Origin of the sequence: Nonomuraea sp. NPDC049419 (assembly GCF_040676995.1) — a bacterium.
GTDB lineage: Bacteria > Actinomycetota > Actinomycetes > Streptosporangiales > Streptosporangiaceae > Nonomuraea > Nonomuraea salmonea.
Genome location: NZ_JBFAQB010000008.1, coordinates 1 through 17420, shown reverse-complemented (window position 1 = coordinate 17420; position 17420 = coordinate 1). Strand labels below are relative to the sequence as shown.

Sequence of the window (17420 nt, the reverse complement as noted above, 5' to 3'; positions counted from 1 at the left end):
GGATCTGTGGACAAGTTGAACCTCCGTCGCGAGCTGAACGCGGCGCGTATCGCACTCTCCCCCGATCAAGTGCGGGCAAACGCCATCAAGGTCCGCGAAACGCTGCTCGAACAACCGTGGGTGCAGATGGCCGGCCTGGTGGCCTGCTACTGGTCAACGGGGCAGGAGCCGGAGACGCACGGGCTGGTGTTCGCTCTCTGGAAACATGGCGCCACCGTCATCCTGCCGGTCCTGCGTGCCGACAATGACCTGGATTGGGCGGTCTACGACGGACCCGACACGCTCGCGCCCGGTCGCTACGGGATCATGGAGCCGGTCGACACGCGGCGCGGCGTCGACGCCGTACGCACCGCCGCGCTCGTCATCGTCCCCGCCCTGGCCGTCGACCGCGTCACCGGCGTCCGCCTGGGGCGGGGCGGCGGCTCGTACGACCGCGCGCTCGCCCGCGTCGGCCCCAACGTCCCGACCGTGGCGCTGCTGCACGACGGCGAGCTGATCGACGGCATCCCACACGAGCCCCATGACCAGCCCGTACGCTACGCCGCCACGCCCTCGGGCATCACTAGGCTTATCTGACGGCGGTGCAAGAGGAGGGGGCCGGATGACGCTTGACGTCTCGCTCCTCATCGGCGCCGCCGTCGTCATCGCGGCCATCGCGTCTGTACGGCTGGTGCACCGCACCGGCTTTCCCAGCCTCCTGGTCTTCCTCGGTTTCGGGCTGGCCCTGGAGCTCTCCGGGGTCGGTTTCCCCACCGAGAACCCGAAGGTCGCCCAGCAGATCGGCCTGTGGGCACTGGCCGTGATCCTCGCCGAGGGCGGGCTCACCACCAACTGGTCGCATGTACGCCGTTCCGTCCCCTTGGCCCTGGTACTGGCCACCGTGGGCGTGGCGGTGAGCATCCTCATCGTCGCGTTCGCCATCCAGGGGCCGCTCGGCTTCGACGTGAAGACCGCGCTGATCGTCGGCGCGGTCCTCGCCTCCACCGACGCCGCCGCCGTCTTCTCCGTGCTGCGCAGGCTGCCGCTGCCGCCGCGCCTGGCCGGCGTCCTGGAGGCGGAGTCCGGCTTCAACGACGCTCCCACGGTCATCGCGGTCGTCCTGCTCACCGGCGCTTCGCAGGCGTCGGCGAGTCTTGGAACGTTCCTTCTCGAGACAGCCCTGGAGCTGGTCATCGGCGCCGCGGTCGGGCTGGCCGTCGGCCCCGCCGGCGCGTACGCGCTGCGCCACGTCGCCCTGCCCGCCTCCGGCCTCTACCCCATCGCCGTCCTGGCCCTGACCTTCGTCTCGTACGGCGGCGCCGTCCTCCTCCACGGCTCCGGCTTCCTGGCCGTCTACCTCACCGCGCTCATCCTCGGCAACTCGCGCCTCCCCCACCGCGCCGCGACCAGGAGCTTCGCCGAAGGGGCCGCGTGGCTGGCGCAGATCGGGCTGTTCGTCATGCTCGGCATGCTGGCCCACATCGAGGAGCTGCCGTCGGCGATCGCACCCGGGCTGATCATCGGCACCGTCCTCGCGCTCGTCGCCCGCCCGCTGTCCGTCGCCGCCTCCTCGCTGCTCGCCCGGGTGCTGCGGCTGGACCGCGTGACCTGGCGCGAGCAGGCGTTCCTGTCGTGGGCCGGTCTGCGGGGCGCCGTACCGATCGTCCTCGCGACCATCCCCTGGGCGGCCGGCATCGAGGGCTCCAAGGACATCTTCAACCAGGTCTTCGTGATCGTCATCGTGTTCACCCTGCTCCAGGGGCCGACGCTGCCGTACGCGGCGCGGCTGCTCGGGGTGAGCGCCCCCGCCGAGGCGCACGATCTGTCCGTCGAGTCGGCGCCCCTCGAGGAACTGCACGCCGACCTGCTGCAGGTCAAGATCCCTCCGGAGTCGCGGCTGCACGGGGTCGAGGTCTTCGAGCTGCGGCTGCCCGCCGGCGCCGCCGTGACACTCGTCGTACGGGACGGCCGATCGTTCGTCCCCACCGGCTCCACCCGCCTGCGTACCGACGACCAGCTCCTCATCGTCGCCACCGCCACCTGCCGCGACCAGGTCGAACGCCGCCTGCGCGCGGTCAACCGCCGCGGCAAGCTGGCCGGCTGGTACGGAGAGCGGGGGCTGGAATAGGTGTTTGGACCTATCGGTTACCATTAGCAGTCGCATCGCTCGAGTGCCAAAGCTTGTAAGGAGGAGCGCGTGCCGACTTATCAGTACGCCTGCAACGACTGCGGTGAGCAGCTCGAGGTGGTCCAGAAGTTCACAGACGATGCGTTGACGGTCTGCCCGAGCTGCCAGGGGAACCTGCGGAAGGTGTTCTCCGCGGTCGGCATCGTGTTCAAGGGCTCGGGCTTCTACCGGACCGACAACCGCTCGTCGTCCTCGACGGCCTCTTCTTCTTCCCCGTCCTCTTCTTCGTCTTCTTCGTCTTCTTCGTCGAAGTCCGGGGAGAGCAAGTCGTCGTCGGAGTCGGGGTCGTCCAGCTCGTCCTCGACCAGCACCCCCGCTCCCGCCGCCGCATCCAGCTGATTGCCGCAGGTCAGCTGACCCGCCGTCGCCCGCGTCCCCTGCCGGCCGCAGGTCAGCTGAACCTCCGCGCATGATCCCGCGCGGCGTGGCTCGCCCGCGCCCGGTCGCTCGCTTGCGCCCGATCACTTACCCGAGTCGGGTCGCATACCTCAGCCTGGTCGCTTACTTCTGCCTGGCCGCATACCTCAGCCTGGCCGCTAACCCCTGCCTGGCCGCTAACCCCTGCCTGGCCGCTTGCCCGCCTCCGTTCACTTGCCCGTGCCTGGAGCGGAACCCGCTCGTTCGCCCTGAAGCCACACCGGTCGCGCACGTCCACATATGGATGCACCGGTCGCCCACGCCCCCACACATTCTTCGCACCAGCCAGCAAAATCACCCCGCGGCCGCGTTATCCACAGAACCCCGTTCGGGTTCCATCGCCGCCGGCCACTGCGGCTACTCTCAGCGCCATGGTCACTCGCGCAGACATCGGCGTCATCGGCGGTTCCGGCTTCTACTCCCTGCTCGACGACGCGGAGGAGGTCGAGCTCGCCACCCCCTACGGCCCCCCGAGCGACGTCGTCACCATCGGACGCATCGGCTCCCGCACGGTGGCGTTCATCCCCCGCCACGGCAAAGATCACCGCTTCCCGCCCCACCGCATCCCCTACCGCGCCAACCTGTGGGCGCTGCGCTCGCTCGGCGTCCGTCAGGTGCTGGCGCCCAGCGCCGTAGGGTCGCTCAAGGCCGAATACGGCCCCGGCACCCTCGTGGTCCCCGACCAGCTCGTCGACCGCACCTCCGGCCGCGCCCAGACCTATTACGACATCGACGGCGCCGTCCACGTCTCGTTCGCCGACCCCTACTGCCCGTCGGGCCGCGCGATCGCCGTACAGACCGCCCGTTCCGGCGGCTGGGAGACGGTCGACGGCGGCACGCTGGTCGTCATCGAGGGCCCGCGCTTCTCCACGCGCGCCGAGTCGCAGTGGTACGCCGCCAACGGCTGGTCCATCGTCGGCATGACCGGCTTCCCCGAGGCGATCCTGGCCCGCGAGCTGGCCCTCTGCTACACCTCCGTCTCCCTGGTGACCGACCACGACGCCGGTGTCGAGGCGGGTCAGGGCGTCACCCACGACGAGGTCCTCGAGTTCTTCGCCCAAAACGTCACGCGCATGCGCACCCTGATCGCGCAGACCGTCGAGTCGTTGCCCGAAGAGCGCACGTGCTCCTGCGGCCAGGCGCTCGACGGCATCAAGCTCCCGTTCGAGCTGCCGTGATCGGAGCCTGGCTGTCCCGCTACGGCCGTCGCCGCCGCCTCATCGCGGCGGCGCTCGCCGCCGTCTCCGTCGTGACCGCCTACCTCGCCACCCGCCCGGCGCCCGCCGCCTCCACGGTCCTGGTGGCCGTACGCGACCTGCGCCCGGGCCCGCTCAGCGCCGCCGACTTCCGCCCCGCCGCCCTCGACCCCCCGCCTGCCGGAGCCGTACGCACCCTCCCCCGAGGCCAGACCCTGGCCACTCCCATGCGCCGCGGCGAACCGCTGACCGACGTCCGCCTCCTGTCCACCTACCCGTTGCCGCCCGGCCTGGTGGCGACCCCTGTGCGCATCGCCGACCCCGCCACGGCCTCTCTCCTGGCCCCCGGCTCGACCATCACCGTCCTAGCCGCCCGCGACCAGACGGCGCCGGCCCGCGAGATCGCCACGGACACCACGGTGATCACCATCCCGAAACCGGCGCGCTCAAGTGCATCCCAGGAAGGCGCCCTCCTCGTCCTGGCCACCACCCCGTCCCAGGCCGCCGAGCTGGCGACTGCCCAGGCCCATGCCCGCCTGTCGATCACCCTGCGCACTAACTTAGAGTAATCATTCGGATACGATTCCCTGCCATGACAGGTTTCCGGAAGTTCCTCATGCAGGGCAACGTCATCGACCTGGCGGTGGCGGTCATCATCGGGGCGGCGTTCAACGCGATCGTGCAGTCGTTCGTGGCCGACCTGCTCACGCCGCTGATCTCAGCGTTCGGCGGGCTGCCCGACTTCTCCTCGCTCAAGGTCACCGTCGGCCAGTCCAACTTCATGTACGGCAACTTCATCAACTCGGTCGTGTCGTTCCTGATGGTCGCCGCGGTGGTCTACTTCCTGATCGTGAAGCCGTACACCCACATCAGGGAGCGCAACGCCGCCAAGATCGAGGCCATGACGCGCGACTGCCCCGAGTGCCTGTCAGAGATCCCCAAGGCCGCCTCCCGCTGCGCCTTCTGCAGCGCCGACGTGCCCGTGATCTGACGTCAGAGCAGGGTGTCGATCTTGGGGTCGTACTCCCAGTGCCACGGCTCGAACGGGCTGCTGTAGGCCCAGGAAGGATGGAACCACCCATACCGCTTGGAGTTCTTCTCCATCCACACGAACTCCGCCGACCCTGACCTCTCCACCCCTCCACAGAGGTCCACGGCCAGCCCGAGCCCGTGGTTGCTCCGCCCCGGCACCGCCGCGAACCCGGGCCGCCGGTAATAGACCGACTGCTGCTCGCCCAGGCTCCGGTACGCGTCCGTCACGCACATCGGCTTGCCGAACCGCCGCCGGTAGGCCTCGTTGAGGCTGACGAACGCGATGGTGGCGTCCGCCCGGAGACTGTGCCCCTTCTGCTGGAGCGGGCAGAGCATGCTCTGGGGGATGAGCCCGTTCGGATAATGGTCGGCGTTGGCCGCCTTGAGCGGGTTGCACCCCAGGGCCGCCCGCCCCACCTTGTCGATCTTGATGCCCAGCTTCACCAACGCCGCGGTGAGCGACTTCACGATCTTGTCCGACCGCTGCCGCAACGTGTCCACCTCGGCGGCCAGCTGCGCCTCGGCCAGCAGGTTGCCGGCCCGCAGCTCCTGTGCCTCGGCGGCCAGCCGCTCGGCCTCCTGGTAGAGCGCGCTGGTCTGCTCGACGGCCCGCTGGCGCACCGACACGATCTGGTTCGCGTCCATGAGCGCCCGCAGCGTCTTCTCATCCGCGCTGCCCGACACGAACGGAATGATCCCGCCCGCCAGCAGCGGCTGCTGGTAGAGCAGCTCGGCCATCTGCGAGACGGGCTGCCGCATCACGGAGAGCCGGTTCTCGAGGCTCTGGAGGGCGGTCAGCTTGCTCTTGAGCGTCTTCTCGGAGGCCGCGATGTCGGCTCGCCGCTTCTCCAGGGCCTTGGTGGCGTCCTCCAGCTCCTTGGCGGACCGCTCGGCTTCCTTCCGCAACTCCGTGAGGCTGGACGGATCGGGCTTCAGCCGCACTTGCTTCACCTGCGTGTGGGCCTGCGCAGGCGTCTGCCCTCCGGGCGTGAGGAGAGAAGCCACCGCCATGACGACCGCGATCAGACCCGCTGATCGAGGGGCTGGCACGTTCGACTCCTCCGTTTGCAAACTCGTTACCCGGGTCAGGCACGCACGTTACTACAGCCCCCCGAGTGCCCGGACCGAACTCCGAAGAGCTGTTATGAGACAAATAGCCCCCTTTGTACAGCCCTCCACCCACAAACCTCCCGAGGATGCACGACCACCGCGTGGCCTCATGAGGAAGCGCGTGGCCTCATCAGGAGGTACGCCACCCCACCCGGAGAGGTTCACACCCCCGGCACCCAACTCTCCCCGCCGGCCGCCTCCTCTTCCCGGCCATCACCGGACTCCCGAGCCCGCTGCTCACTCTCCCAATCCCGACACAAATCCCCCAACCACGTATCCACCCACTCCCCCGCACACCCACCCGGAGCCAACTCCACCTCCTGCTCCGCAGCGGCCTCCTCCCGAGCCTCCTCACCAGACCGCTCCGGCACCCGAGGCCCCGGCACAACCGGCGCAGCGACCTCCTCCCGCACCCGAACCCGCACAAGCCCCTCATACCTCCGCTCCGGCACCTCCGGAGCCGGCACCAGCCGCGGCTCCCAAACCACAGCAGCACTGACCTTCCGGGCAGGCGGCGCGACCCACGGCACCTCCACCTCCAGCCCCTGGACCTCCCCCGCCAACAACCCACCCGCAAGAATCGCCGGCGCCAGCAACGCACCGAACAACACCACAGGCCGCCGCCGAGCCTGCGTTCTACGGACCTGAGCACCACGCCTACGAGTCACAGGCAGAAGCTATCCACCCCCGAACACCCCGATTCTGATCACTTGTCATGCCTTTACCGCAGCTCAGAGCACCCATAACCAACGCCACCGAACTGATCGCCCCCTGACGTCGCACGCAGTGCCAGTCTTTCGCTAGGCTTACGAGAGTCCGCCTCCGTAGCTCAGGGGATAGAGCACCGCTCTCCTAAAGCGGGTGCCGCAGGTTCGAATCCTGCCGGGGGCACGTATCTCGACCAGGTATTTCAGCCTCTGACCTGCGGTTTCTCTGCCGCAGGTCTTTTGCCTTCCAGACTCCGGATAGGTAGCAGCAGGCACCCGTATGCAGCTGTAGGACCTTGATCACGGGATATATGCGGGATGATCTTGGACGTGTTCCCCCTGCTCGTGGGCGCTTCGGGAAACCGCTCGGCTCAGCCTGCAGGCTGTCCCCGTGGCCACCGCGGGACGTGCTGCCCTTGCGGGTACATCATCAGCGGTCCGCGGATGGCGCGCCTACGTCGTAGTGGTACCCCCATGGAACCCAAGTCTTGAAGGCGTGGCTGACCACCTCGACACCCACTACGCGGCGGCCATGCCCGGCCAGGCGAAGCAGGCGCTCGCTGCCGCCTGCGGCCTCTTACAGCCTCTGCATGTACCTAAGATGCCAAGGGCTGAATCGCTCGTCAGCTGACGGAAGCGTTCTCTCGAAAGAGGGGCTGCCGCCGTCGCTCGACTCCGCTACAAACCGTATCGGCGGCTAATCTCCTGCGCTTGCTGCTCTGTGACCTCGGCCGCAGTCCGCGTGATCAGCCAACGTAGATCGTTCAGGATGGTCTCGCTCGCGTATTGAACCCGTCCGTTGTGTCGATCAAGCTCCCCGTCGAAGCCCTTGGCGACTGGACCTGTCCAGACTCTGCCGGTGTGGAAGTTCTTGAAGGGAGCGTCGAGCCCGTCTCTCATCTCATGCAGCAGAGGTTCGATCGTCTTCAGCGCATCCCGCAGTGCTTCACGCAATGGGTTCGGCACCATCTCAGGCATCGGTTCAGCCCCCGGTCTTCGTATCTGGACTGGGAGACGCAGCGCCGGCCAGGAGCCTAGGCGCTATCAGTTTCACCAGCGCCACCAAGTCCGCTGCGTTGTCTCGCCCTTTGACGCCCCGTACAAGTTCGACGGACAACCGAGCCTTGCCCATGACGACCAACGCAGCCACCCGGGTCTCCCGCTCAGGGTCCGTTATGTAGGCGCCGTATCCCCTGGTCACGATCTCCTGTAGCAGGTGCCCGCCGTCCTTGAGATATTCGTCGACTTGACCGCGGGCGCCTCCGGAATCGAGGACCACGTGCAGCAGTTGTGCCCGTTCACCTGTCGGCTCGTAGGCAGCGCACGTGCCGTAACCCACACCGTTGCGCCACTCGTTGAGAAAGCCGACCACGATGGGCTCGTGCGTCCCCGTCATCAGCTCGGCCGCACGCTTCGGAATATGGCCACAGATGTAGGGAGGGCTAGCCACTGATGGCAGAGCGGCCATGTCGACCGCAGGTGCTTGTTGCTGGCATGCCGTCAGCAACGCCAGAGCACTTGCCAGCTGGCTAGCCATCCGGAAAACAGATCTCTTCATCGGCTTAGAAGTCCGGGAAGCCGTTCCTGAAGGCGCCATCCAAGGTTTGCTGCATGTCCAGGTCCAACCATGGGTTGTCCTTCGAGCGGGATAGCCAGCTCTTGTAGGCATCGTAAGCGTCCTGATCCGACTTCATCATCTCTTGCAGACTCATCAGCGTCCTGCCGTCATCCCTAAGGAAATTGTTGTCTGCTTTGCGCGGGTCTTCACCGGGTTTCAGATCGGTCAGCGACGACCAGGGATGAGTCTTCGCTGGGGGATCCGCTGTGCCGAAGATGCCGTGGTCGAACATGGCTTGGGCAGCCAGTTGACCAACGAGTTCACGAGTTTGGCTGGCAGCAAAGTTTGCAGATGCGACAGCCTCCTTCTCCGCCGTGCCTGCGGCGCTGTCCTCAATTATGCCGCTCCAAGAGCCCACCACTCCGGCCGTGATCGGCCATCCTCCGGTCTGGGGGAAGGACAGTCCCGTGTTAACGATCGCCATGAGCATTTTCAAGTTACGCTTTTGCGCCTCATCCAACTCGCGACCTTCCTCGATCTTGCCGATTCCTGCGGCGTGCGCAAGTATCCCAAAACCCGCCCCCGCTTCGAGCGCAGCGGCGGACATAGCGTTCTTACGGTCCTCCCCCGCCGGCTGCGCTGCGCCGTAGTCGAACAATTTACTGCTCATCGCCGCTTGCGCGGCCATGACCACCCCAAAGGCCTTCTCGTCCTTGGTGAATACGTCCTTCATCACTTCACGAAGGTTTTCACGATTGAACTTCGCCCCCCAGGGCTCCTGGCCAGGCAGGTTTGGATGGTCTTGCTTGTAGACTCCCGGTTGCTCGATTCCGCCTCTTGCTGTCCGATTGATATCGACCACGTACGTCGCAAGGATCCGTCCGATGGAAGCGGGCGCTACGAAGGCTTCTTGCCGTCTTCCTGCGTGAATCTGCTGGTATTCGAGGTCCATGAGCTTCGAGGCCAGGTCAGCCGACAGGTAGCCGGATGACGGCTGAGCTTCCGAACCCGCGCGGTCCCGGTAGATCGTCGTGGCGGCTTCCAGCGCTCTGCCCACTGCCGCCCCTCCATCCCCCAAGGGCAGCGTGGTCACGTAGTACTTGAGCCTGTCTCCGCTGGCGAAGAATCCCTGAGCCGCTGCTGGATTCTTGCCCAACGCCTCCATGACATCCGCCATCGGGTGTCGTCCGACCCCATGGTGCATGGCTTGTTTCCGCTCAGCGGCATCCAGCGCCTTGGCCACCTCCAGTAGGAAGGAGCTGTTGTAGGTGCCGTGTCTGAGGGCGGCGGCGATCCCTGTCTGGGTGGTGCGGGAGAGATTGGTGGTCAAGTCATTGCGCCACTGTGTGCTCAGCTGAGCGCTGGCACTGCCGAGTGCCTTCCCCAGAGATACTTGCAGGCGCTGGGACTTCTTGTCTTGCCGGTCGGTCCTCGCTAGGAGGCGTCGAACTCGCTCCGGCCCCATGGCGTTCATCAGCTTGAGCGCGAAGCCCGCGTCTCCTGCGTGCTCTTCCAATTGGGCAAGGGTCTTGTCGTCGACTTCCGCACCGTCCGCTGCCTGGTTGAGGTAGGCCGCCGCTGCATAGGCCTCAGCGTCGTACGAGACCTTCTTGTGCAGTTCCTCGTCGAAGGCGATGAGCCCGTTCGACTGCTCGGGTCCCCAGGTCCCGTCCATCGCCTGGATGGCATCGTTCCGCCGCCGAAGCTCGGGAACTTTTGCACGGATCCAGCCCTCTGCCTCCCGTAAGGCGCTCAAACCTGAGGCGTCCAGCTCAAGTTTCTCCATGACACGCCGCACCAGCGGCTCGTGCTTGCGGAACAGCTCTCCAGCACGCCCCAGCGCTTTCTCGAACTGTTCCATCCACGTGGGGTTGACCCCAGAGAACTCACCGTCGAACGGCTTCGACGGCAGATCAGTCGGCTGCGTCATGGGTAATTCCGGCATCCTTGGGGAACACGTCCGGATCGCCAATCAGCTTAGCCTCGGCTTGAGATTTGGCTGAGCATTCCGTCGGTACCGGTATGGCGATCGCCGTTGCGCCCAGGAGTACGTGAGCCGACGGGCTCGCGGTTCAACTATCGATCAGCGGCTGTGGGTTGGAGCCGTTGTGACGGGAAGAGAGTGGTGGAGACCCGCTTACGCATCCGCGTTTCCTGTATCCGTTATTGAGGACGTCCGAAACCACTTGCCACCGCGAATGCTTGGCAGGAGCGAGCGTGGAGTGCCAACATATGCTCGTGTCCGACGAGTGCATCCACGAGATGACACTGGAAACTTGTGGACTCTGTCGGCCTCGGCCTGGGCAGGTGGACCTCCATCCATCGAGTGGGAGCCGCGGGACGCTCTCCCCCTTCGAGGTTGAGATCGTCAGAGTGGAATATATCGAAGGCGAAGCTTTCGGACTGGTTCCGTCCGACGGCGAGGTTTACTGCGCAGGAGCAGGGAGCGTACTGCACCACCGACCCGAATGTTCATCCCTTGTTGACACGCCTGCCAACCGGCTCAAGCGATACCCAGACCAGGACGGCATGATGTGGTGGCGCCTCATCGACGGCCTCCCTTGGAGACAAGGACAAGGAGACACGGGTCGGCAAGAACGGGCTCGCAAACTGGGCCTTCTTAACGCTGAGGGCCGACCAGTCAGCTCGACCTGCGAGGAGTGTGTCCTACGGCCTCGCAGTGATCGAAGTCGATAGCCCCCCTCCACGCTGCCACGTCTCGGGAGGAACGAAATTGAACGAGACTGAGCGCCGCTTCCACCTCGCGATGGTGGACATCTATCAGACCGCTAAAAGAGATCTCGGATACAACGCTAGCCGTTTCATCCAAATGGTGTCCGAACGTGGCGGGCTCGCCACCGCAAGGCAGCTGTTGTGGAGCGACCAGATCTCGGACGGTTTCGAGACCCTGCGCAGCCATGGACGTCTCGATCTCACGGTCGAGGCGCACGTCCTGAGAGAAGAGTTCGCAGAGTTGTTCTCAGACGAGGACAGGCAACGAGCACAAGACAGGCTGAGTCGCCTCCACTAACACTGGCGCGTCCCGGGCAGCCCCATCAGCGACGGCAGCGAACTCCGTTATCGACGTCGCGCATCGCTAATTGGGCAACGCTACAAGATGCTACCCGAGATGGCGGAGCTGAGATTCGATGTCGTACCCACCGGGATCGTCAAGAGCTGATCGGGAGGCTGCGAGCGCGGTCGCGTGCCGAGGCCCGAAGGGCACTCAAGTGACCGTGGAAGGCATGGCGGCGATTCTGGTCGAGGTTGAGCGGGAGGTCCAACCGAGCGATCAGTTCGGATTCTCCAGCCCAGGGTTCGTCGTCTTGAATCCAGCAGACTCGGGCATACTCGGCCATCCAGTCCGTCAGTTCCTTCTCGCCGGATTGTCCGAACGTCAGCCGCTTCCCGCTTCCCACCCGGCGGAGCTCCAGCCCGAGCAGGCAGCCCAGGGTGAGCCGCAGGGTCGACCCTTCAGCGTTGCCCCGGAAGTGGTAGCGCACCCGGGTACGCAGATTCTGCTTACTCGTTCGGGACGTCATACGGCGAGGAGCAATCCCGACGTAGAGGAGGCGATCAGCAGGCAGGCTCCGATGCAAGGTCTGGGTGAAGTACCACCCGTAGATACCAGGAGCCGCCGGCACCGGACTCGGTCGAGCAAGAACCTCGGCCGCTTCCCACAGCTTGGCCGGTTCTACCAACTCGGCAGCGTTCATCCTTGCCTCCCGTCTGGTGGTGTAGGAAGGCTAGATCACGCCTCCGACAATGTGGGCGAGGATGCTCCGGAACCCCGTCGCGCAAGGCATATGGCGTCCGTGATCGCGGTTGGACGTGTACCCGCCTCAGGTCCGTGATTCTGCTTGGCTTTGCCTGTTTCCCAGCGTTACCGCCCCCGCTACTCTGTGGACGACCATGTGATGCGGCCCGACGGGCTTCCGCGGTCGTACGGTCTCGGCCGGAGCGGATAGGCCCCCACCCGCACGAGTTACTTCGTGCTGCCTGGGGGACAATCCGTGACGGCTCTGCGGCTGTCTGTCGAAAACGTTCTAGCGCTCTCTCCCAACGAGACGGTCCTGGCGGAAGCGATCGCCGAGCACGTACAGGCAACGACCGGACGTCGTTCGTCGCCCTCCGAGTTCAGGTCCTGGCAGCGCAGTTTGCCGGTGCTGGCTCGTGACCTGGCGGACGCCGGGTTGCACCGCGTCGAGATGCTCGTGGAGTACAAGCTTCCGTTGACCAGCAGACGGGCGGATGTGATCCTCGCGGGTGTCCACCCCCGAACCGGCGAAGACTCGTACGTGGTCGTTGAGCTCAAGCAGTGGAGCCGAGCGGAACCCTCCGAACTCGGCGAACACCTGGTCATCGTGGACGGCATGCCGGGTGGCGAAACACTCAATCCGGCTGAGCAGGTTCGCCGGTACTGCGAGTACATGTGTGACTTCCTTGGCGTGTTCGACGGCAAGCCGAACGGCGTGTACGGAGCGGCGTACTTGCACAACGCGATGGACCTGGACGTCGACGGCCTGTCGGAGCAGGTCCGCGACGAGCGCAGCCGCCTGTTCACCAAGCAACGACGTGGCGACTTTCTCCGATACCTAAGCGAGCGGCTGGCCGACAAGCCTGGCGCAGATGCCGCCGACCGGCTACTGAACAGCGCGGTCGCTCCGAGTAAGCAGCTCATGGCGTACGCCTCGAAAGAGATTCGTGAGCGCGAGCAGTTCACGCTGCTGGACGAGCAGCAAGTCGCATACGAGCTGGTCATGCGAGCCGTCGACAAAGCACGGCGAGCGGACTCCAAGCAGGTGGTCATCGTCACCGGTGGCCCTGGCAGCGGCAAGAGCGTCATCGCCCTGTCCCTGCTCGGCGAGTTGTTCAGACAGGGCCGCTCTACCTTGCACGCCACCGGATCGCAATCGTTCACCCAGACCATGCGCCGCTATCCCGGTCGCGGCAGCAGCCGGATCCAGGGTCTCTTCAAGTACTTCAACAGCTTCGTCGACGCCGAGCAGAACGGCGTGGACGTGCTCATCTGCGACGAGGCTCACCGAATCAGAGAAACGTCTACCAACCGTTTCACGCCGGCGGCGAAGCGAACAGGGCGCAGTCAGCTCGACGAGCTGCTGTCCGCAGCACGGGTGCCGGTCTTCCTTCTCGATGAGCATCAAGTGGTACGCCCCGGCGAACTCGGTACCGCAGACGGCATTGAACGTTACGCGCGGAGCAAGGGGTACGACGTCCGGCTCGTCTCCCTCGACGAGCAGTTCCGCTGCGGAGGCAGCCGCAAGTACGAGCAGTGGGTGCTGCGCCTGCTGGGTCTGGCCGACGGCGGTCCGATGGAGTGGGACGGGGACGACGACTTCGAGGTACGACTCGCCGACTCACCGCAAGAGCTGGAAGCCTTCCTGCACGCCAAGCCCGGTACGGCTCGCATGACTGCCGGCTACTGCTGGCCATGGAGCGACCCTCGCCCCGATGACACCCTCGTCAAGGACGTCGTCATCGGCGATTGGGCACGGCCGTGGAACGTCAAGAAGGACCGCGCTGTCGGCGACTACCCGCCGAGCATGCTGTGGGCCAGCGAGCCCAGCGGGTTCGGGCAGGTTGGCTGCGTCTACACCGCCCAAGGGTTCGAGTACGACTGGAACGGTGTCATCCTTGGCCCCGATCTGACCGTGCAAGATGGACAGTTGGTCACCGTACGCGGCGAGAACAAGGATCCCTCCTTCAGGAGCCGCAAGTCGGTCCCCGATAGCGACTTCGACCAGCTTGTGCGCAATGTGTACAAGGTCCTGCTGACGCGAGGAATGCGCGGCACAGTGATCTACGCGGTTGATCCTGAGCTGCGAAGTTTCCTCACCAACTTGATTCGCACAACTGGTGCCTGATCGCCCCACCTGGTACTCAACGGGCAGTCCAGCCAAGACACTTGCTGGTGATCTCGGCTCGGAGGCGGCAGGGGTGAAGACGCCTTATTTTGCTGCGCCTTCTGGGTCGACAAGGTGGATGTGAACAACTCCTCGGTGTAGAACCAATGGCGTGACCCGGCCAAGGGCCGTCCGCTGCTGTGCGGCCCTGTCTAGTTGTCGCCATTTCCGTCTTCAGCGAAGGAATCACATGCGATTCACGCCCATGCAGAGCTAGCGGTGCCGATCTTCGAAGAGGGGCCGACGAAGTCCGTAGTTGCCCATGACCGCTCGCTGGATCTGTTCGCGAACCGCTTCGAGCTGACCCGGCATGTCGTCGCGCTGATGAACGAGGACCCGCCCGCAGAACAGATCCTTTACCTGCACGGTTTGGGCGGCAACGGCAAGTCGCTGTTGTTGCGGCACCTGGAGAAGCGTTGCTGCCTTCGGACGAACCAGTGGGCATCCGTTCGCGACGTTCCTGATGGTGAGTTGTTGAATCGGCTGGCCGAGCTTGGCGAGGTGGTGCCGGTGGCCAGGCTCGACTTCGGCGCGCGGCCAGCGGGCGAGAACCGCCCTCAAGAGGCGTTCTCAGGGTTGTTCATGCTAAAGCGGCAGCTCGCCCAGTACGGCATCGCAACCCCTCGCTTCGACTTCGCCGCGATCACTTACCTCCACAAACTCGGTTTCGACATCGCCCACCGCGTGCCCGAGTTGTTCCCGCGAGGAGAGGCCGGCATCGCGTTGGACATCGCCGACGCCATCATGACGCTGCCGGTCCTGCGGGTGGGTCAGCAACTGTTTCAGATGATCAACGTGCGGATGGACAAGGTCTTCACCCGCAGGCGGATGCAGCGGCGCGTCCCCCAGGAGGACGCTGAGCAGATTCTCGCCCTCGTCCCCGAGCCGGATCTTCTGCACGAACTTCCCCGCCTGTTCGCCAAGGACCTGAACGACGCCGCCTGCGACCATCCACGCATCGTGCTGCTCTTCGACACCCACGAGGCCTTCTTCGGCGAGGCGATCGGCGACCCGGACAGCTTGATCCACGCTGACAAGCTGATGCGGGACGAGTGGCTGCGCTGCCTTCTGGGGCATCTCGATCTGAGCGCCGGAATCATCGCCATCCTGGCGGGCCGGACTCGGCCGCCATGGTCGGCGGCTCCCGCCTTCCCGATCCCCGACCGGTATCTGGACTTCCGGTTGGTCGGCCACCTGACCAGCATCGACGCCCATCACTACCTCAGCATGGCCGGCATCACCGACCCAACCATGCGCCAAGCGCTGGTCGAGTACGCCTCCACCGCCCCCGACGAAGTCCACCCATACTTCCTCGGCCTGTGCGCGGACGTGGCACTCGCCGCCGGCTCTCGCCTCACCCCTGCCGACTTCACCGGCCTGGTCGACAAGGAACGCGACCTGGCCCACCGGTTGTTGCAATGGACGCCCGCCGAAGCCGAGTACGGGATCCTGGCGGTCAGCGCGTGCCGAGCCTTCACCGCCGAGACCTTCCGCCATCTCGGGCAGGAGCTGGACTTCCCCTGCGACCGCAGCGCGTTCAGCAGACTCACGGCCTTCTCCTTCATCGCCCCGCTGCGAGGAGGCACAGCCGGCGGCTCCGGCGCCTACACCATGCACAACATCCTGCGTCGCTCGCTGCAGAACGTCCGGCCAGCCGAGCTGCGCCGCGCCCATGAGGTCCTGGCCAGGTACTACGGCGAGCGCGAGGAGTTCACCACCGAGATGGAGGCGGCTTACCATCTGAGCCATCTTTCATCACCCCAGGGCGTGACGGCGTGGGTGGCGCTCATGGATCGCAGCCTTGCAACCGGCCGCTTCGACCGGTGCCGCGCGCTCGCGGGACTGCTCAGCGAACTACGTATCGACCGTGACGAGGATCGTGGTCGTTGCCTGTACCGGGTCGCCCGCGCTTATCTCGGGCTGGGGCACTGGAACCGAGCCGAAGCCCTGCTGGACGACCTACCTCGGAGATCGGCGCATGCCGAGCTCGTCCGTGCCGAAGTGGCCTTTTGCCGGGGAGACTTCGAGCGAGCCGAGCACCTCGCCCAGACGGCCTTGGCCCTCGCGGAGGGAGAGGCGCGGCAAGGGTTCCTGTTCCGGCTGGCGGAGATCGAGCTGTACCGAGGGCGCTTCTCCGACGGACGCCGGCACGCCACCGAGGGCATGAACAGCACGGCAGACCAGGCGCCGTGGCTCAAGCTCCTCGGCGAGATCGAATACTTCTCCGGCCACGTCGACCGGGCGGACGCGCTCATCAACCAGGCACTACAGGAAGTCGGGGCCCGTCCTGACCACCTGAGGGATCAGGTGCTCTACGCGGGACTTCTGCAGGATGCCGCCCTGGTCGCCGAGGCCACCGGCTCCTGGCGTGCCGCGCTGGACAGTCAGAACAAGGCGCTCGCGATCCGCAAAGCGTCGGAGGACGCCCGCGGAGTCGCTCAGTCCCTGCACGGGACGGGTAAGGCTCAGTGCGGCCTCGGCCTGCTGAAAGAGGCCACTCACAGCCTGCTCGAAGCAGGCCGGATGGCCCGCGATCTGGGAGACGGCCTGTTGGCGGCGAAGGTCACGCACAGCGAGGCCGACGTCCACCAGGCCAACGGTGACCACTCAAGTGCACGGCGACTGACTGAGCAGGCACTGACCGAGTTCGAGCACCATGGCACTCCATACGACGTGGCCTCCGCCCACCTCTCTCTGGCCCGCCTCACGCAGGGTCGCGAGCGCGTCCACCACGCCGACCACGGCCGACGCCTCGCGGTCCAGGGAGGGTTCGGAGTGCTGGAGCAGTTGTTCCCCGACCAGGCCATCCCTCCTTCGGGGCGCATTCTGAACGGACTCGTCGGGTTCTGCTGTGGTGACGCTTTGGGCGTGCCATGGGAGGGCAAGCCGGCGCAGGACATCGCTCTCACGGACACCCTTACCGCCCGCGGGGAATGGCCGACCGGCAGCACCTCGGACGACACCGAACAGCTCATCCTGCTCGCCGAGAACCTGATCAGCACCGGCGGCTCAGAACATGCCTTCCTGACCGCCCTCACGGCGGCATTGCCCACCATGCGCGGCGCCGGCCCCACCACTCGGCGAGCGGTCGCCCGGTTCGAGGCGACCGGTTCCGTCACGGCGGACGGCGGAGCGACCAACGGCGCGATGATGCGCGTCCTGCCCATCGGCTGGGGCGTCCCCGCCACCGACGTTCAGTATCGCCGTGAGCTGGTGGTCGCGTCCCCGGAGCGGTGTAAATAGCTCGACGAGGTAGGTGCCGTGGGTGGATCTTAGGCGGCCTCGGTGGCGGATGCCAAGGCTGGGTCG

Annotated in this window: 14 protein-coding genes and 1 tRNA gene; 10 read left to right on the top strand and 5 right to left on the bottom strand. The window is 65.8% G+C overall.

Going from position 1 to position 17420, the window contains the following annotated elements; translation table 11 throughout:
• The first annotated feature begins 6 nt into the window (after window positions 1–6).
• From AB0K12_RS23760 to mscL, 6 genes are all read left to right on the top strand, one after another.
• The gene (locus tag AB0K12_RS23760) at window positions 7–576 is read left to right on the top strand and encodes a 5-formyltetrahydrofolate cyclo-ligase (RefSeq protein ID WP_364565074.1); all 570 of its coding nucleotides are present in this window, start codon (window positions 7–9) and stop codon (window positions 574–576) included.
• A gap of 25 nt (window positions 577–601) precedes the next feature.
• On the top strand, window positions 602–2107 hold the full coding sequence (locus AB0K12_RS23755; protein WP_364565071.1) for a potassium/proton antiporter: 1506 nt from the start codon (window positions 602–604) through the stop codon (window positions 2105–2107).
• 69 nt (window positions 2108–2176) lie between these two features.
• Window positions 2177–2506 (top strand): FmdB family zinc ribbon protein, encoded by a 330-nt coding sequence (locus tag AB0K12_RS23750; RefSeq protein WP_364565068.1) that lies wholly within the window; start codon window positions 2177–2179, stop codon window positions 2504–2506.
• A gap of 449 nt (window positions 2507–2955) precedes the next feature.
• Entirely contained in the window at window positions 2956–3762 is an 807-nt protein-coding gene (locus tag AB0K12_RS23745) for an S-methyl-5'-thioadenosine phosphorylase (RefSeq protein WP_364565065.1), read from the top strand.
• Window positions 3759–4349, top strand: coding sequence for a flagellar biosynthesis protein FlgA (locus tag AB0K12_RS23740; RefSeq protein ID WP_364565062.1), 591 nt, complete (start codon window positions 3759–3761; stop codon window positions 4347–4349). The genes AB0K12_RS23745 and AB0K12_RS23740 overlap by 4 nt, the downstream gene beginning before the upstream one ends.
• A gap of 23 nt (window positions 4350–4372) precedes the next feature.
• Window positions 4373–4771 carry a large conductance mechanosensitive channel protein MscL gene (mscL, locus tag AB0K12_RS23735; protein WP_364565059.1) on the top strand — a complete coding sequence of 133 codons (399 nt, stop codon included), beginning with the start codon at window positions 4373–4375 and terminating at the stop codon, window positions 4769–4771.
• Window positions 4772–4773: 2 nt separating this feature from the next.
• Here mscL and AB0K12_RS23730 read toward each other — a convergent pair whose 3' ends face one another.
• A complete protein-coding gene (locus AB0K12_RS23730) occupies window positions 4774–5754 on the bottom strand; it encodes a D-alanyl-D-alanine carboxypeptidase family protein (RefSeq protein WP_364565056.1) in 981 nt (326 codons plus the stop codon).
• A 986-nt stretch (window positions 5755–6740) separates the two neighbouring features.
• Here AB0K12_RS23730 and AB0K12_RS23725 point away from each other — a divergent pair.
• A tRNA-Arg gene (locus AB0K12_RS23725) sits at window positions 6741–6813 on the top strand.
• Window positions 6814–7307: 494 nt separating this feature from the next.
• Here AB0K12_RS23725 and AB0K12_RS23720 read toward each other — a convergent pair.
• The 3 genes from AB0K12_RS23720 to AB0K12_RS23710 are packed head-to-tail and all read right to left on the bottom strand — an operon-like array spanning window position 7308 to window position 10117.
• The gene (locus AB0K12_RS23720) at window positions 7308–7607 is read right to left on the bottom strand and encodes a hypothetical protein (protein ID WP_364565053.1); all 300 of its coding nucleotides are present in this window, start codon (window positions 7605–7607) and stop codon (window positions 7308–7310) included.
• A 4-nt stretch (window positions 7608–7611) separates the two neighbouring features.
• The gene (locus AB0K12_RS23715; protein WP_364565051.1) at window positions 7612–8166 is read right to left on the bottom strand and encodes a hypothetical protein; all 555 of its coding nucleotides are present in this window, start codon (window positions 8164–8166) and stop codon (window positions 7612–7614) included.
• Between the two features lie 25 nt (window positions 8167–8191).
• Window positions 8192–10117 carry a hypothetical protein gene (locus AB0K12_RS23710; protein WP_364565048.1) on the bottom strand — a complete coding sequence of 642 codons (1926 nt, stop codon included), beginning with the start codon at window positions 10115–10117 and terminating at the stop codon, window positions 8192–8194.
• Window positions 10118–10921: 804 nt separating this feature from the next.
• On the opposite strand from AB0K12_RS23710, the gene AB0K12_RS23705 reads away from it, so the two are divergent.
• Window positions 10922–11218 carry a hypothetical protein gene (locus AB0K12_RS23705; protein ID WP_364565045.1) on the top strand — a complete coding sequence of 99 codons (297 nt, stop codon included), beginning with the start codon at window positions 10922–10924 and terminating at the stop codon, window positions 11216–11218.
• Between the two features lie 139 nt (window positions 11219–11357).
• On the opposite strand, the gene AB0K12_RS23700 is transcribed toward AB0K12_RS23705, so the two are convergent.
• Window positions 11358–11903: a GIY-YIG nuclease family protein gene (locus tag AB0K12_RS23700; RefSeq protein ID WP_364565042.1), complete on the bottom strand. Its 546-nt coding sequence runs from the start codon at window positions 11901–11903 to the stop codon at window positions 11358–11360.
• Between the two features lie 297 nt (window positions 11904–12200).
• Here AB0K12_RS23700 and AB0K12_RS23695 point away from each other — a divergent pair, with 297 nt between their 5' ends.
• Both AB0K12_RS23695 and AB0K12_RS23690 read left to right on the top strand, forming a co-directional pair.
• Entirely contained in the window at window positions 12201–14072 is a 1872-nt protein-coding gene (locus AB0K12_RS23695; protein ID WP_364565040.1) for a DNA/RNA helicase domain-containing protein, read from the top strand.
• A gap of 258 nt (window positions 14073–14330) precedes the next feature.
• Window positions 14331–17354, top strand: a complete 3024-nt coding sequence (locus tag AB0K12_RS23690) for an ADP-ribosylglycohydrolase family protein (protein ID WP_364565037.1) — start codon at window positions 14331–14333, stop codon at window positions 17352–17354.
• The last annotated feature ends 66 nt before the right edge of the window (window positions 17355–17420 follow it).

What these genes read in the sequence shown, in the direction of transcription:
- AB0K12_RS23755 (WP_364565071.1), top strand. Translation starts at nt 602, where the DNA reads ATGACGCTTGACGTCTCGCTCCTCATCGGCGCCGCCGTCGTCATCGCG.
- AB0K12_RS23745 (WP_364565065.1), top strand. Translation starts at nt 2,956, where the DNA reads ATGGTCACTCGCGCAGACATCGGCGTCATCGGCGGTTCCGGCTTCTAC.
- mscL (WP_364565059.1), top strand. Translation starts at nt 4,373, where the DNA reads ATGACAGGTTTCCGGAAGTTCCTCATGCAGGGCAACGTCATCGACCTG.
- AB0K12_RS23720 (WP_364565053.1), bottom strand. Translation starts at nt 7,607, where the DNA reads ATGCCTGAGATGGTGCCGAACCCATTGCGTGAAGCACTGCGGGATGCG.
- AB0K12_RS23715 (WP_364565051.1), bottom strand. Translation starts at nt 8,166, where the DNA reads ATGGCTAGCCAGCTGGCAAGTGCTCTGGCGTTGCTGACGGCATGCCAG.
- AB0K12_RS23710 (WP_364565048.1), bottom strand. Translation starts at nt 10,117, where the DNA reads ATGACGCAGCCGACTGATCTGCCGTCGAAGCCGTTCGACGGTGAGTTC.
- AB0K12_RS23700 (WP_364565042.1), bottom strand. Translation starts at nt 11,903, where the DNA reads ATGAACGCTGCCGAGTTGGTAGAACCGGCCAAGCTGTGGGAAGCGGCC.